At 69.8% G+C, this 15,499-nt stretch carries 11 protein-coding genes and 1 tRNA gene; 1 reads left to right on the top strand and 11 read right to left on the bottom strand.

The annotated features are described in order from the left end of the window. Window positions 1-412 precede the first annotated feature (412 nt). Together IE252_RS27055 and IE252_RS43420 are read right to left on the bottom strand one after the other, a co-directional pair. Window positions 413-1,726 (bottom strand): hypothetical protein, encoded by a 1,314-nt coding sequence (locus tag IE252_RS27055; protein WP_190092060.1) that lies wholly within the window; start codon window positions 1,724-1,726, stop codon window positions 413-415. A 144-nt stretch (window positions 1,727-1,870) separates the two neighbouring features. Continuing rightward, a complete protein-coding gene (locus tag IE252_RS43420) occupies window positions 1,871-2,005 on the bottom strand; it encodes a DLW-39 family protein (RefSeq protein ID WP_003958712.1) in 135 nt (44 codons plus the stop codon). Between the two features lie 211 nt (window positions 2,006-2,216). Between IE252_RS43420 and IE252_RS27045 the strand changes: the two genes are divergently transcribed. Continuing rightward, complete coding sequence (locus IE252_RS27045) at window positions 2,217-2,591, top strand: DUF6344 domain-containing protein (protein ID WP_190092059.1); 375 nt, start codon at window positions 2,217-2,219, stop codon at window positions 2,589-2,591. Between the two features lie 206 nt (window positions 2,592-2,797). Here the strand turns inward: IE252_RS27045 and IE252_RS27040 are convergent. The 9 genes from IE252_RS27040 to dnaA all read right to left on the bottom strand — a co-directional run bounded on the left by IE252_RS27040 (window position 2,798) and on the right by dnaA (window position 15,391). After that, a tRNA-Ile gene (locus IE252_RS27040) sits at window positions 2,798-2,871 on the bottom strand. Window positions 2,872-2,981: 110 nt separating this feature from the next. Continuing rightward, window positions 2,982-3,578 (bottom strand): DUF3566 domain-containing protein, encoded by a 597-nt coding sequence (locus tag IE252_RS27035; RefSeq protein ID WP_229848808.1) that lies wholly within the window; start codon window positions 3,576-3,578, stop codon window positions 2,982-2,984. Between the two features lie 87 nt (window positions 3,579-3,665). Beyond that, window positions 3,666-6,278 carry a DNA gyrase subunit A gene (gyrA, locus tag IE252_RS27030; protein WP_190092057.1) on the bottom strand — a complete coding sequence of 871 codons (2,613 nt, stop codon included), beginning with the start codon at window positions 6,276-6,278 and terminating at the stop codon, window positions 3,666-3,668. Window positions 6,279-6,322: 44 nt separating this feature from the next. Then, window positions 6,323-8,386: a DNA topoisomerase (ATP-hydrolyzing) subunit B gene (gene gyrB / locus IE252_RS27025; RefSeq protein ID WP_283142578.1), complete on the bottom strand. Its 2,064-nt coding sequence runs from the start codon at window positions 8,384-8,386 to the stop codon at window positions 6,323-6,325. 416 nt (window positions 8,387-8,802) lie between these two features. Beyond that, window positions 8,803-9,354, bottom strand: coding sequence for a DciA family protein (locus IE252_RS27020; protein ID WP_190092055.1), 552 nt, complete (start codon window positions 9,352-9,354; stop codon window positions 8,803-8,805). Further along, window positions 9,351-10,472, bottom strand: a complete 1,122-nt coding sequence (recF, locus tag IE252_RS27015) for a DNA replication/repair protein RecF (RefSeq protein ID WP_190092054.1) — start codon at window positions 10,470-10,472, stop codon at window positions 9,351-9,353. Before recF ends, IE252_RS27020 begins: the two co-directional genes overlap by 4 nt. Before the next feature lie 43 nt (window positions 10,473-10,515). Further along, window positions 10,516-11,394: a phosphogluconate dehydrogenase (NAD(+)-dependent, decarboxylating) gene (gnd, locus tag IE252_RS27010; RefSeq protein ID WP_101389150.1), complete on the bottom strand. Its 879-nt coding sequence runs from the start codon at window positions 11,392-11,394 to the stop codon at window positions 10,516-10,518. A 120-nt stretch (window positions 11,395-11,514) separates the two neighbouring features. Then, window positions 11,515-12,645: a DNA polymerase III subunit beta gene (gene dnaN, locus IE252_RS27005; protein WP_101389151.1), complete on the bottom strand. Its 1,131-nt coding sequence runs from the start codon at window positions 12,643-12,645 to the stop codon at window positions 11,515-11,517. A gap of 961 nt (window positions 12,646-13,606) precedes the next feature. Next, window positions 13,607-15,391: a chromosomal replication initiator protein DnaA gene (gene dnaA / locus IE252_RS27000; protein WP_190092053.1), complete on the bottom strand. Its 1,785-nt coding sequence runs from the start codon at window positions 15,389-15,391 to the stop codon at window positions 13,607-13,609. Window positions 15,392-15,499 lie beyond the last annotated feature (108 nt).

Here is a 15,499-nt window from a genome sequence, read left to right as displayed (position 1 = left end):
GGGGCAGGGGCAGGGGCAGGGGCAGGGACGGGGACGGGGACGGGAGAGGCAACATCCGTTTCCCGCCCACCAGTTGCCCACCCCGCCCACGGCCGACGGATTCCATCCGATCCCGCCCCCTTATCCGCCCTCGTACACACCCACCCCTGTCACTAAGAGGTACACCGGCCAGAGCACGCAGGTTCCCACTCCGGCCCCACCGGTTTCCGGACCTGTCCCCACCCCGGCCACCGGCCCCGCGCCTGCACCGCCCGCCGCCCGGCACAAACGCCCGGGACCGCCCCCGAAGGTGACGGTCCCGGTGCTGCTCCTGGCCCTGCTCTGCTTCGCCGTCGGCTTCTGGGCGCTCAGCCGGGTCTGAACCGGGGTTCTGGGCTCAGCCACGGCTGGAAAGGCGCTCCGGGGAGGATCCTCAGCCCGGCCTGACCGGCTGCGCCCGCCGCCGCGCGACCAGCGTCCGCACCCCCAGCCACCCCACCAGCAGCGTCCCCGTCCCGATCCCGCCCGCCGCGAGCAGCCGCATCTTCGTCGAGCCGCCGTCGTGCCGGGGCTGGGCCGCGGCCGGGGCGTGGCCGGTGGCCCGGCCGTCGGTCGCGAAGTCGGGCGCGGTCCCTTCGTACGCGGGCCCCTGCTTCGCCTCGCCGCGCACGCCCACCCGCAGCGTGACGGGGTACGCCCCCGGGCCGAGCGTCCGGCCGACCTGGGGACTGAGACTGACGGCCAGGTAGTGGTCGCCCCGGAAGCGCAGCGCACCGACCGGGCCCGAGGTGGAATACCGGTTCTCGTACGCCACCGGCGCGAGCGGCTGGAAGGCGACGGAGGCGGGCTTCCCGTCGTACCCCGTGTACACGTCGGCGACCGGGCCGAGCGCCGGGTTGTAGAGCTGGAGGTCGATGGCATAGGCCACGTATCCGCTCCCGCCCGCACGGCCCAGTTCAGCGGTGGCGGACAGCTGCTGTTCCCAGCCGACCGGGACGCGGTAGAAAAGCGTGGCGCCCGGCTTCAAGGTGTCGCGCCACGCGCCGCCGCTCAGCCGCGGCGCGTCGGCGAAGCCCGTACCGCCGTGGACCGCGCGCGCCGCCGAGGAGGGCACGGGCGGCGAGGCGGTCGCCCAGTGCGTGGGCGCGGTCGTCGGGGCCTCGGCCGTGAGCCTCGGCTCCCTGGTGTGCCGCAGCTCCAGGCCCCACTCGCCGGGCGCGGAGGCGGCGTCGCCGATCCGCTGGACCAACACGTAGTACGTGCCCGCCCCCTGACAGGGCGTCTGATTGCGGGTGAGGCCGCGTGAGACGTACGCGGCGATCGGCCTCGGGTACTCGGGCGAGCCGAAGACCGCGCGGCCGGTGTCGCAGGTGTTGCCGTCGCGGTCCTGGAGCGTGAGCTCGACGCCGTCGCCGAAGGCGACCTTGGTGTCCGGCTTCGGCACCGCCACGGCCGACACATAGGCGTCTCCGGTGCTGCCCAGGTCGACCTGGAAGTACGCCTTGGCGCCAGGCCCGACGGCCGACCGGTACACCGTTCCCGCCGCAAGCCGCTGCGCGCCCTGCCCGGTCGGGGCCGCCGTGACCGGCTGGGCGCGCGGGTCGTAGCGGTAGGGGCCGTCAGCGCGGTACGGGTGCTGGGGCCGCTGCCCGGTCGCGGCTTGCGCACCCTGGCCCTGGAGGGCCGCCAGCGTGCACAGCGCGGCCACGGCGGCCACGGCCCGGCCCTTCCCACGCTGGTTCGTCATGCCGCCGCGCCCCCTTCAATTTTGCTTCTGCAAGCCATTGATTTGCGCAGGTGAACCCGTGGGGACGACTGCCCCGGGCACATGACAGCACAGAGCCCCGGCCGCGTCGGCGGCCGGGGCTCTGCAACTTGGACTCTGTGGGGCTCACACACCCGAACCTGCGGGCACGGAGTCGGTCGCCTCCGTCCACAGGTCCTGCTCGGCGCGATCCGCCTGGATCTGGCGGTACACGAGGAGCCCGCCGATGGCGGCCAGTGCGACCAGGAGGAGCTTCTTCACCGCGCGACCTCGTCTTTCCTTGACGTAAGGGACCTCTGTCGCCCGACTATACACACCGATCGATACCAATCGGTGATGGTCCATCCGAGTGCAGTTCATCGGAAGATCCGCCCATAACGGTGCGTCGCCCCCTCGCTCTGCGGTGCTGGTACACATCATGAGATCCAACGCAAATCGGGCACCTGAAGAACGATTCAGAAGCGAGGAAGTCATGGCAACCAGCAAGCTCACGACGTGGTGGACCGCACTCATCGGCGCGCTCGTCGCCCTCCTCGCCTCCCTCGGCCTGGCCGGCCAGGCCACCGCCGTCGCTTCCCTACCGCAGCAGGGCGCCGCGCACCACCGCAGCGAAAAGCTGCTCCCCGAGACCCCGAACGTGCGCTGGGCCCTGCCCAGTGCCTCGGCGCTGCCGCCCACGATGAAGCAGCGCATCCGCGCCGAGGCCCACGGCTCCTCGCCGTCGACCCGGCACCTGCCCGGGGCCCACGACGAGAACGAGGGCGGCGGCGGAGCGAGTGGCCCGACGGGCGCCGACGAAGCCGAGACGCCCGCTGCGGACGACAGCGCCCCGGTCTCCACGCCCTGACCGCTCTCCCAGCTCCTGCCCGAGCTTGCGAGACACGAGCCCGGCGACTCCCCCGAGTTGCCGGGCTTCTTCGTGTACGTACGTAGTACGTACACGGCGGGGCCCCACCGGCGCGGGGATCACCCACTACGAGAACCGCACGGCACGGGGACCGCACGGCACAACGAAAAGGTCCCCGGACTCTCGTCCGGGGACCTTCTGCACTGTGGGGCTAACAGGATTTGAACCTGTGGCCTCATCCTTATCAGGGATGCGCTCTAACCAACTGAGCTATAGCCCCGCCGCGCTCTGCGGGATGTCCCCCGCGCGCTGACCTCTGAAGATTAGCGCACGTGGGGGCCAGTCCCAAAATCGATAGCCGCCCCCCGTTCGACCTGCGGCAACCCGCGCCTACTCGTCCTCGGCCAGCGTGAGCTCGATGCCGCCCACGAAACCGGCCGAGAGGTTGTAGATGAACGCGCCGAGCGTCGCCAGCGCGGTGGCGAGCACCACGTCGATGACCGCGATCACCGAGGTGAAGATCAGCACGCGCGGCAGCGACAGGAAGGACTGCAGGTCGAAGCCGTTGGACTCGTTGGAGCCGGTGGCCTCGCTGATGGTCCCGCCCACGGACGAGAAGACGCCCATGGCGTCCATGACCATCCACAGGACCGCCGACGCCACCACCGTGCACACGCCCAGCGCGATGGAGAGCAGGAAGCTGACCTTCATCACCGACCACGGGTCGGCCTTGGCCACCCGCAGCCGTGCCTTGCGCGTACGCGGTGTCGTACGGGCCCCTGTGCGGGGCCGGCGGATCGCGGCGGACGACGAGCCGCCGCCGCGCTGCTGGCCGCCCTGCGTCCCGTTCTGGGACGTCGGGTAGGCCTGCGGCGGGTGGTACGGCTGCGCGGGGCCCGAGGCGGGCTTCTCGCGCTCGCCGGGCAGTGCCCCGGCGGCGTATCCCTCGTAGTCGGACCGGGCCTTGGGCCCGCGGGTGTCGGTCACCGTTACCCCCTGGGAGTCCGCGGCAGGGCCACGGGCACCGTTCGCTCCGGAAGCGGCCGATCCGGCGCCCGTGGCTCCACTCACGCTCTACTCCTCGTGCTCACCGGCCGAAGGCTCCGTGCCCTCGACTGCGGCCTCGGCAGACTCGCCCTCGGCCGCGTCGATCTCGGTCCCTTCGGGACCGTCGACCTCTTCAGCCTCGCGACCGGCCTCGGCGTTACGAGCGATGCCGACGACGGCATCGCGCTTGCCCAGGTTGATCAGTTGGACGCCCATGGTGTCACGGCCCGTCTCCCTGACCTCGTTGACTCGCGTACGAATCACACCACCGCCGAGCGTGATGGCGAGGATTTCGTCCGTCTCCTCGACCACCAGCGCGCCGACCAGCGAGCCCCGGTCCTCGACGATCTTGGCGGCCTTGATGCCGAGGCCACCGCGACCCTGGACGCGGTACTCGTCGACGGGGGTCCGCTTCGCGTACCCGCCGTCGGTGGCGGTGAACACGAAAGTACCGGGCCGGACGACATTCATCGAGAGCAGCTCGTCGCCCTCGCGGAAACTCATCCCCTTGACGCCCGAGGTGGCGCGGCCCATCGGGCGCAGGGCGTCGTCCGTCGCCGTGAAGCGGATGGACTGCGCCTTCTTGCTGACGAGCAGCAGATCGTCCTCGGCCGACACCAGCTCCGCGCCGATCAGCTCGTCGTCGCCGCCGTCCGCGGTCTCGCGCAGGTTGATGGCGATGACGCCACCCGAACGGGGCGAGTCGTAGTCCTTGAGCGAGGTCTTCTTCACCAGGCCGCCCTTGGTGGCCAGGATCAGATAGGGCGCCGCCTCGTAGTCGCGGATGGCGAGGATCTGGGCGATCTTCTCGTCCGGCTGGAAGGCCAGCAGGTTCGCCACGTGCTGGCCGCGCGCGTCCCGGCCGGCGTCCGGCAGCTCGTACGCCTTGGCCCGGTAGACGCGGCCCTTGTTGGTGAAGAACAGCAGCCAGTGGTGGGTGGTGGAGACGAAGAAGTGGTCGACGATGTCGTCCTGCTTCAGCTTGGTGCCCCGCACGCCCTTGCCGCCGCGCTTCTGCGAGCGGTAGTCCTCGGTCTTGGTGCGCTTGACGTAGCCACCGTTGGTGATGGTGACGACGATGTCCTCTTCGGCGATCAGGTCCTCGATGGACATGTCACCGTCGAAGGGCACCAGCTTGGAGCGCCGGTCGTCGCCGAACTTCTCGACGATCGCGGCCAGTTCCTCGCTGATGATCTGGCGCTGGCGCTCGGGCGAGGCGAGGATCGCGTTGTACTCGTTGATCTTCGCCTGGAGCTCGTCGTGCTCGGCGACGATCTTCTGCCGCTCCAGGGCGGCGAGCCGGCGGAGCTGCATCTCCAGGATCGCGTTGGCTTGGATCTCGTCGATGGAGAGCAGGCCCATCAGGCCCTCGCGCGCGACCTCGACGGTGTCGCTGCGCCGGATCAGCGCGATGACCTCGTCGATCGCGTCGAGCGCCTTGAGCAGACCGCGCAGGATGTGGGCCCGCTCCTCGGCCTTGCGCAGCCGGAACCTGGTGCGCCGGACGATGACCTCGATCTGGTGCGTCACCCAGTGGCGGATGAACGCGTCCAGCGAGAGCGTGCGCGGCACGCCGTCGACGAGCGCCAGCATGTTGGCGCCGAAGTTCGTCTGGAGGTCGGTGTGCTTGTACAGGTTGTTGAGGACGACCTTGGCGACCGCGTCCCGCTTGAGCACGATGACCAGGCGCTGGCCGGTGCGGGAGCTGGTCTCGTCGCGGACGTCGGCGATGCCGCCGACCTTGCCGTCCTTCACCAGGTCGGCGATCTTCTGCGCCAGGTTGTCGGGGTTGACCTGGTACGGAAGCTCGGTCACCACCAGGCACTGGCGGTTCTGGATCTCCTCGACCGCGACCACCGCGCGCATCGTGATGGAGCCGCGGCCCGTGCGGTAGGCCTCCTCGATGCCCTTGCGGCCGACCACGAGGGCGCCGGTCGGGAAGTCGGGGCCCTTGATGCGCTCGATCAGCGCGTCCAGGAGCTCCTCGTGCGAGGCCTCGGGGTGCGACAGGAACCACTGGGCGCCGTCCGCCACCTCGCGCAGGTTGTGCGGCGGGATGTTGGTGGCCATACCGACGGCGATGCCGGCGGAGCCGTTGACCAGCAGGTTCGGGAAGCGCGCCGGCAGGACCGTCGGCTCCTGGTTGCGGCCGTCGTAGTTGTCCTGGAAGTCGACGGTCTCCTCGTCGATGTCGCGGACCATCTCCATGGACAGCGGCATCATCTTGCACTCGGTGTACCGCATGGCGGCGGCCGGGTCGTTGCCCGGGGAACCGAAGTTGCCGTTGGAGTCGACCAGCGGCAGGCGCATCGACCAGTGCTGGGCGAGGCGGACGAGCGCGTCGTAGATCGAGGAGTCGCCGTGCGGGTGGTATGTGCCCATGACGTCGCCGACGACGCGGGCGCACTTGTAGAAGCCCTTCTCGGGCCGGTACCCGCCGTCGTACATCGCGTACAGGACGCGGCGGTGGACGGGCTTCAGGCCGTCCCGTACGTCCGGCAGCGCGCGCGAGACGATGACGGACATCGCGTAGTCGAGGTAGGAGCGCTGCATCTCCGTCTCGAGCCCGACGGGCTCGATGCGCAGGACAGGGTCTTCCTCGGTCGGTTCAGTGGTCGCGGGAGTGTTCTCGTCGGCCATTGCTGGTTCTCAAGTCCTTTCGAAGCGGTCAGCGACAGACCGACTCAGATGTCGAGGAAGCGGACGTCCTTGGCGTTGCGCTGGATGAACGAGCGCCGTGCCTCGACGTCCTCGCCCATCAGCACCGAGAACAGGTCGTCGGCCTGGGCCGCGTCGTCCAGGGTGACCTGGCCCAGGACGCGGTGCTCGACGTCCATCGTGGTGACGCGCAGCTCCTCGGCGTTCATCTCGCCGAGGCCCTTGAAGCGCTGGATCGAGTCCTCGCGGATCCGCTTGCCCGACTGCTTGCCGAGCTCCACGAGCGCGTCGCGCTCGCGGTCGGAGTAGGCGTACTCGAAGTCGTCCCGGCCCCACTTGATCTTGTAGAGCGGCGGGCGCGACAGGTACACGTGTCCGGCCTCGACCAGCGGCCGCATGAAGCGGAAGAGGAAGGTCAGCAGCAGGGTGTTGATGTGCTGGCCGTCGACGTCGGCGTCCGCCATCAGGATGATCTTGTGATAGCGGAGCTTCTCGATGTCGAAGTCCTCGTGGACCCCGGTGCCGAAGGCCGAGATCAGCGCCTGGACCTCGGTGTTCTGCAGGATCTTGTCGATACGGGCCTTCTCGACGTTCAGGATCTTGCCGCGGATCGGCAGGATGGCCTGGTACATCGGGTTGCGGCCGGACTTCGCCGAACCACCGGCGGAGTCACCCTCGACGATGAAGATCTCGCACTTCGTCGGGTCGTTGGACTGGCAGTCGGAGAGCTTGCCGGGAAGAGAGGCGCTTTCCAGCAGACCCTTGCGGCGGGTCAGGTCGCGCGCCTTGCGGGCGGCGACACGTGCCGTCTGCGCCTGGATGGCCTTGCGGATGATGTCCGCGGCCTCGTTGGGGTTCCGGTCGAACCAGTCGGTCAGGTGCTCGTGCACGACCTTCTGGACGAACGTCTTCGCCTCGGTGTTGCCCAGCTTCGTCTTGGTCTGGCCCTCGAACTGCGGCTCGCCCAGCTTGACGGAGATGATCGCCGTCAGACCCTCGCGGATATCCTCGCCGGAGAGGTTGTCGTCCTTCTCGCGCAGCAGCTTCTTGTCACGGGCATACCGGTTGACCAGGCCCGTGAGCGCCGCGCGGAATCCCTCCTCATGCGTACCCCCCTCGTGCGTGTGGATGGTGTTCGCAAAGGAGTAAACGCCCTCGCTGTACTGAGAGTTCCACTGCATCGCGATCTCGGCCGAGAGCATGCGCTCCTTGTCCTCGGCCTCCACGTCGATCACGGTCGGGTGGATCAGCTCGCCCTTGCGCGAGTTGAGGTACTTCACGAAGTCGACGATGCCGCCCTCGTAGTGGTACGAGACCGTGAGCGCCTGCTGGTCCTCCGACTCGTCTGCCGAGTCCGCCCCGGAGACGGCCTTCGCCGACTCCCGCTCGTCCGTCAGCTTGATCGTCAGGCCCTTGTTGAGGAAGGCCATCTCCTGGAAGCGCCGCGCGAGCGTCTCGAAGGAGTACTCGGTCGTCTCGAAGACGTCCGGGTCGGCCCAGAACGTCACCGTGGTGCCGCTGTCCTCGACCTGCTCGTGCTTGGCCAGGGGCGCGGTGGGGACACCGAGCTTGTAGTCCTGCGTCCAGCGGTAGCCGTCGCGCTTGATGTCGACGGCGAGCTTGGTCGAGAGGGCGTTGACGACGGAGACGCCGACACCGTGCAAACCACCGGAGACGGCGTAACCACCGCCGCCGAACTTGCCGCCCGCGTGCAGGACGGTGAGCACGACCTCGACGGCCGGCTTCTTCTCCACGGGGTGCATGTCCACGGGGATGCCGCGGCCGTTGTCGACCACGCGCACGCCGCCGTCGGCGAGGATCGTGACGTCGATCGTGTCCGCGTGACCGGCGAGGGCCTCGTCGACGGAGTTGTCGACGACCTCTTGCACCAGGTGGTGCAGGCCGCGCTCACCGGTCGAGCCGATGTACATGCCGGGTCGCTTGCGGACCGCGTCCAGACCTTCGAGGACGGTGATGGCGCTGGCGTCGTACGAGGCGGTGACCTCGCCGTTCTCACCGGCGGCAGCGGACGGGGTGTTCTCGTTGGGGTTGCCGGAATCGGCCACGAAGCGCCCTTTCTGGCACAGCACAGCCTTCCTGGGCAGACAGGAGCGGCTGCGTCGTTCAGCGATGGTCAGCGTCCGGCGGCGCCCCGCAGGGGCAGCGCGTCCGACCGCGTCATTCGGTGGGTCCCGCGAGGAGGGCGGGATTATTGACCAGTCTACCGGTAGCGCCGACATGAATGGGGGTTTGCCGGTACCTGAGTCCGCATGTGCCGCCCTGAGCGGGCGGCTACCGACTCCCCATATCCGGGCAGGGGCTCCAAGAGCCTCACACCGGCATTCAGCGCTTCGGCCTGTCAACCTCCGGCTACCGTGAGGGACGCCTCACCCGTACCGCCCGGTTTCCTGGCGCGCGAGGTCCGCCAACAGGGGGACGGTGGCGGGTTCTTCGGTACGGGACAGGGCGGAGCGGGTGCGGCGGGGCGGGCGGGGGCGCCCTGCCCTCACCCGTACGTGTCGCCCGGCCCCGTGCTGCCCGGGGCCCGCAGGCGCCCGTAGCGCGTGGGCGGCCCACCCGGGCCCAGGACCTTGATCATCCGGACCGTGCCGTGGCCCAGGTCCGCGTTCAGCCGGGCCACCAGCTGGGGCGCGAGCAGGCGCAGCTGGGTCGCCCACGCCGTGGAGTCGCACTGCACGGTGAGCACGCGCTCGTCGGGGTCCTCGTCGTAGCGCAGCGGAACGCAGTGGTTGGCCAGGTCGTCGCCGACGATCTGCGGCCAGCGGCCCATCACGCCGCCCACCGCGGCCGGGGTCTCCCAGCCGCGCTCGGTGATCAGCCGGTTGATCGCGGCGCCCAGCGGCTGCGGGTCGCGCCCGTCCGCGCGTGCGCCGGAGCGCAGGCCGCCACCACGGCGGGCCTGCTTCTTCTGCTGTGCGGCGGCGCCCCGCGCCTTGGCCTGCTCCTTGGCGGCGCGCAGCGCCACGCGCGCGAGGTCGACGCCGGAGGACTCGGGAACCTTGGGCGTCGGCGTCTCGTTACCGGAGTGCTCGCTCATACCCGCGCCACCTCCCCCGCGGCGACCTCGTACCGCGCCCCCGCGAGGACGCCCGGCACGTCGTCGTCCACGGCCGCCGTCACCAGCACCTGCTCGCCCGGAGCCACCAGCTCCGCCAGCCGTTCACGGCGCCGGGCGTCCAGCTCCGCGAAGACGTCGTCCAGGACCAGGACCGGCTCGTTGCCCTCGGCCCGCAGCAGGTCGTAGGAGGCGAGCCGCAGCGCCAGCGCGTACGACCAGGACTCGCCGTGGCTGGCGTATCCCTTGGCGGGCAGCTGGCCGAGCTTGAGCAGCAGGTCGTCGCGGTGCGGCCCGACCAGGGTGACGCCCCGCTCGATCTCCTGCTTGCGTACGTCGGCGAGCGCGGCCATGAGCTGGCCGTACAGCTCCTCGCGGGCGACGGCCTCGCCCTGCGCCGACGGGCGGTACTCCAGCGCGACCGGACCGCCGCCGGGCGCCAGCTGCTCGTACGCCTTGTCGGCGAGCGGCTGGAGCGTGGCGATCAGGTCGAGGCGCTGGGCGAGCAGCTCCGCGCCCGCCCGCGCCAGATGCTGGTCCCACACGTCGAGCGTCGACAGGTCCATGCCGCGGCCGCCGTGCCGCCGGGCCATCGCGGCCGACTTCAGCAGGGTGTTGCGCTGCTTGAGGACGCGGTCGTAGTCGGAGCGGACGGCCGCCATGCGCGGGGAGCGCGCGGTGACCAGCTCGTCCAGGAACCGCCGCCGCTCACCGGGGTCGCCCTTGACCAGCGCCAGATCCTCCGGCGCAAAGAGCACGGTCCGCACTATCCCCAGCACGTCACGCGGTCTGACCTGCGAGGAGCGGTTGATACGGGCCCGGTTCGCGCGGCCCGGGTTCAGCTCCAGCTCGATCAGCTGGGAACGCTCGCCCTGGGTCACGGCCGCGCGGATGATCGCCCGGTCGGCGCCCATGCGCACCAGCGGCGCGTCCGAGGAGACGCGGTGGCTGCCGAGGGTCGCCAGATAGCCGACCGCCTCGACGAGATTCGTCTTGCCCTGGCCGTTGGCGCCCACGAAAGCGGTGACGCCCGGGTCGAGCGGAACCTCGACCCGGGCGTACGAGCGGAAGTCGGCCAGCGAGAGATGCGTGACGTGCATGGTGGTGCGCCGACCTCCCCCGGCCCTGCCAACAGCCTGTGGACTACTTCTTGGACTCGACCGCGTGGCCGCCGAACTGGTTGCGCAGCGCCGCGATCATCTTCATCTGCGGGGAGTCGTCCTGCCGGGACGCGAACCGCGCGAACAGCGACGCGGTGATCGCGGGCAGCGGCACGGCGTTGTCGATGGCGGCCTCCACGGTCCACCGGCCCTCGCCGGAGTCCGCGGCGAAGCCGCGCAGCTGGTCGAGGTGCTCGTCCTCGTCGAGGGCGTTGACCGCCAGGTCCAGCAGCCAGGAACGGATGACCGTGCCCTCCTGCCAGCTGCGGAAGACCTCGCGCACGTCGGTGACGGAGTCGACCTTCTCCAGGAGCTCCCAGCCCTCGGCGTACGCCTGCATCATCGCGTACTCGATGCCGTTGTGGACCATCTTGGCGAAGTGGCCGGCGCCGACCTTGCCCGCGTGGACCGAGCCGAACTCGCCCTCGGGCTTGAGCGCGTCGAAGATCGGCTGGACCTTCGCCACGTTCTCGGCGTCGCCGCCGTACATCAGCGCGTAGCCGTTCTCCAGGCCCCAGACGCCGCCGGAGACGCCGCAGTCGACGAAGCCGATGCCCTTGAGGCCCAGCTCGACGGCGTGCTTCTCATCGTCGGTCCAGCGGGAGTTGCCGCCGTCGACGACCACGTCGCCGGGGGAGAGCAGCTCGGCCAGCTCGTCGATGGTCGACTGGGTCGCGGCACCGGCCGGGACCATCACCCAGACCACGCGCGGGCCCTTGAGCTTGCCCACAAGCTCTTCGAGGCTGTGGACATCGGCGACGTCCGGGTTGCGGTCGTAACCGATGACGGTGTGGCCTGCGCGGCGAATCCGCTCGCGCATGTTGCCGCCCATCTTGCCGAGGCCGACGAGACCGAGCTCCATCACATGATCCTTTGACGTTGTGGCGTTCGTACCCGTGTCCGAGACTACGCCCGGACACGGGCACACACCTGTGGGGTCGGCCGCTCAGACGAACATGGCCCCGCAGGTCAGCCGGGTGGATCAGCCGGAGAGACGCACCGGCATGATCAGGTACTTGTACGCGTCGTCCGCCTCGGCGTCGAGCGCGGGCTTGCCGCTCAGCAGCGCCGGCTTGGTCGAGGTGGTGAAGGAGAGCTGGGCGACCGGGGAGTCGATGGCGCTCAGGCCGTCGAGCAGGAAGGTCGGGTTGAAGGCGATCGAGATGTCGTCGCCCTCCAGGTTGGCGTCGACCCTTTCCACAGCCTGTGCGTCGTCGCTGGAACCGGCCTCCAGGATGAGCACGCCCTGCTCGAAGCTGAGGCGGACCGGCGTGTTGCGCTCGGCGACCAGGGAGACGCGCTTGACGGCCTCGACGAAGGGCGCGGTCTCGATCACCGCTACCGAGTTGAACTCGGTCGGGAACAGCGTCCGGTACTTCGGCAGGTCGCCTTCGAGCAGCCGGGTCGTGGTGCGGCGGCCGGCGCCCTCGAAGCCGATCAGGCCCTCGCCGGCGCCCGAGCCCGACAGGGCGAGCGTGACCGTGTCGCCGCTGGTCAGGGCCTTGGCGGTGTCCAGGAGCGTCTTGGCGGGCACCAGGGCGACCGCGGAGGCGTCCGGGTTCTCCGGCTTCCACAGGAACTCGCGGACCGCGAAGCGGTAGCGGTCGGTCGAGGCCAGGGTGACCGTGTCACCCTCGATCTCGATCCGGACGCCGGTCAGCACGGGCAGCGTGTCGTCGCGCCCGGCGGCGATGGCGACCTGGGCGGCGGCGGAGGCGAAGACCTCACCGGGAACGGTGCCAGTGGCGGTCGGCATCTGCGGCAGCGCCGGGTACTCCTCCACAGGCAGGGTGTGGAGGGTGAAGCGGGAGGAGCCGCAGACCACCGTCGCCCGTACACCGTCTGTGGAAATCTCCACCGGGCGGTTGGGCAGGGCGCGGCAGATGTCGGCGAGCAGGCGGCCCGAGACGAGCACCGTGCCGTCCTCGTCGACCTCGGCCTCGACCGAAACCCGCGCCGAGACCTCGTAGTCGAAGCTGGAGAAGCTGAGGGCGCCGTCCTCCGCCTTCAGAAGAAGGCCCGCGAGCACGGGCGCGGGCGGACGGGCCGGGAGGCTGCGGGCCACCCACGCCACCGCCTCCGCGAGAACATCGCGCTCCACCCGGATCTTCACCGGAACCGCCTCCTGCTGTTGCTGGCTCGCCCTGCTGGCTTTCGTCGTCGGCTGTATCGCCGGGGACCAGTCTGACGTACGCCGCTGACACTCGGTGCGAGTCGGGGTCAAGTCGTGCCGAGCGGCCCGGGAGCCACCGGGCTCGAGTTGTGCACAGGCCCCACTTCGAAGCGGAAACCTAGCTAACTCTAAGTGGGAGTAGTAGTAGGGCCTGTGGAAACCGTGGATAACCCCGTTTTTGCAGGTCAGACCCAGTTTTTTGTCCACCGCGCCTGTGGGTGGAGCCGGTGGACAACTCACCGGTTCTGTGGACACCCGAAAGTTCTGCACACCCGATGCACAGGCAGGGCCCACTTCTCCCCAGAGCTGTCCCCAGCTTTACCCACGTTCCCCACAGCCCAACCGGCCTCGTTGGTGTGACGCCTTTCACTCGACACGGTGATGGGGGGTGTTGCGTTGCCGAACAGTGGACAGCGCTGTGGAGAAGCTGTGGGCAACGGGCCCCAGCCTGTGGGCCGCCGGTGGACAACTTTGACCACAGGCTGTGGACAGAGAATTCATCCACAGCCTGTGGAGCACGCTCACGCACAAATCCACAAGTATCTGACCTGGGGTGATGGAGTATCAGGGCGCCGGCCTGTGGAAGCAATCTGGACAACTGAACAGTCCCCAGGGTGTGGACGGGGAAAAGTCCCCGGATCTGTGGAGAACTCCCTCTGACCGGCCCGTATTCGAACACCGGAGGCCCGAGCGAGCCGTACGGAGCGGTCGCGGCGGGCCGTACACAGGGGCGGAACGGCGCTGTGGTGAGGCTTCGAGCGACGCGGGAGGACGCCGCTGAGAGACGCCACGCGCGCGTGGGCGACGGGTGCGGAGAGGCTCCACGCGCGCGTAGAGGCGACGGAAAAGGGCGCCCGGGACGGTGTCCCGGGCGCCCTGTGAGGCCGTGTGAGCGGTCGGCTCAGCCGTTCTTGATGCGGTTGGTGAGCTCGGTGACCTGGTTGTAGATGGAGCGCCGCTCGGCCATCAGCGCGCGGATCTTGCGGTCGGCGTGCATCACCGTCGTGTGGTCGCGGCCGCCGAACTGCGCCCCAATCTTCGGCAGCGAGAGGTCGGTCAGCTCGCGGCACAGGTACATCGCGATCTGCCGAGCCGTCACCAGGACCCGGCTGCGCGAGGATCCGCACAGGTCCTCGACGGTGAGCCCGAAGTAGTCGGCGGTCGCCGCCATGATCGCGCCGGCCGTGATCTCGGGCGCCGAGTCCTCGCCGCCGGGGATCAGGTCCTTCAGCACGATCTCGGTGAGCCCCAGGTCCACCGGCTGCCGGTTGAGCGACGCGAACGCCGTCACCCGGATCAGCGCGCCCTCCAGCTCGCGGATGTTCCGCGAGATCCGGGACGCGATGAACTCCAGCACCTCCGGCGGGGCGTTGAGCTGCTCCTGCACCGCCTTCTTACGGAGGATCGCGATCCGCGTCTCCAGCTCGGGCGGCTGCACATCGGTGGTCAGGCCCCACTCGAAACGGTTCCTCAGCCGGTCCTCCAGCGTCATCAGCTGCTTGGGCGGCCGGTCGGAGGAGAGCACGATCTGCTTGTTGGCGTTGTGGAGCGTGTTGAACGTGTGGAAGAACTCCTCCTGCGTCGACTCCTTGCTCGCCAGGAACTGGATGTCGTCGACCAGAAGGATGTCCACGTCCCGGTACCGCTTGCGGAAGGTGTCGCCCTTGCCGTCGCGGATCGAGTTGATGAACTCGTTGGTGAATTCCTCGGAGCTCACGTAGCGCACGCGCGTGCCGGGGTAGAGGCTGCGGGCGTAGTGCCCGATGGCGTGCAGCAGATGCGTTTTGCCAAGGCCCGACTCCCCGTAGATGAAGAGCGGGTTGTACGCCTTGGCCGGCGCCTCGGCGACGGCGACGGCCGCCGCGTGCGCGAACCGGTTCGAGGAACCGATGACGAACGTGTCGAAGAGATACTTGGGGTTGAGCCGCGCGTGCGGCTCGCCGGGGCCGCCGGGCTGCGCCGAGGACGACGAGGGGCCGCCCATCGGGCGCGGGGCGCCGCCGCCCGGCTGCGGGCCGCCGTGGTGCTGCGGGGCCTGCGGCTCGGGGAGGTCGTGCCGCTCGTGGCGCTCGTGCCGGTCCTGGCGCTGCTGCTCGTACGGCTGCGACTGCTGCTCGTACTGCGGGCGCTCGGGCATCTGCGGCTGCCGGTAGTCGTGCTGCGGCTGCTGCGGGCGGGCGGTCGCGTACGGGTCGCGCTCCTGGAAGCCGCCCAGGCGCTGCTGCTGCCAGGACAGGTCCTCCTGGGCGCGCGGCCAGGCGCCGGGCTCGGGGCGCTGCTGCTGGTAGTCCGGGTAGGCGGGGCGCACGGTCGGCAGGCCGTCGTCGGCCGGGCGGCCGTAGGCGTCGTCCTGGTAGCGCGGGGGCTGCTGCTGGGGCGGCGCGGACTGCGGGCCGCCGCCGGGGGGCTCGCCCACGGAGTCGTCGACGGTGATCGCGATCCGGATCTGGCGGCCGCACTCACGGCTGAGCGTGTCGCTGATCAGCGGGGCGAGCCGGCCCTCCAGGACGCGCTTGCCCCACTCGTTGGGGACGGCGAGCAGTGCCGTGTCGGCGACCAGGGCGAGCGGCTGGCAGCGCTCGATCCACTGCTTGTCCTTGGGCTCGATGCCCTGCTGGCCCTCCGCGAGGAGCTGCTCCAGCACTCGTGGCCACACTGCGGCAAGATCGGCAGGTACGTCAGCCACAAGGCACGCTCTCTCGCAGGTCCCACGAATGTGTGGTTCTCGGGACGGGATGGAAGGACAGGCAAGGACAGAAAGGAAAAGGTCGGGGTCGAGCCAAGGTAGTCGCGG

This window comes from Streptomyces melanogenes, assembly GCF_014649795.1.
Taxonomy (GTDB): domain Bacteria; phylum Actinomycetota; class Actinomycetes; order Streptomycetales; family Streptomycetaceae; genus Streptomyces; species Streptomyces noboritoensis.
The sequence above is the reverse complement of the archived record's forward strand: the minus strand, read 5'-3'. Positions and strand labels throughout refer to the sequence as shown.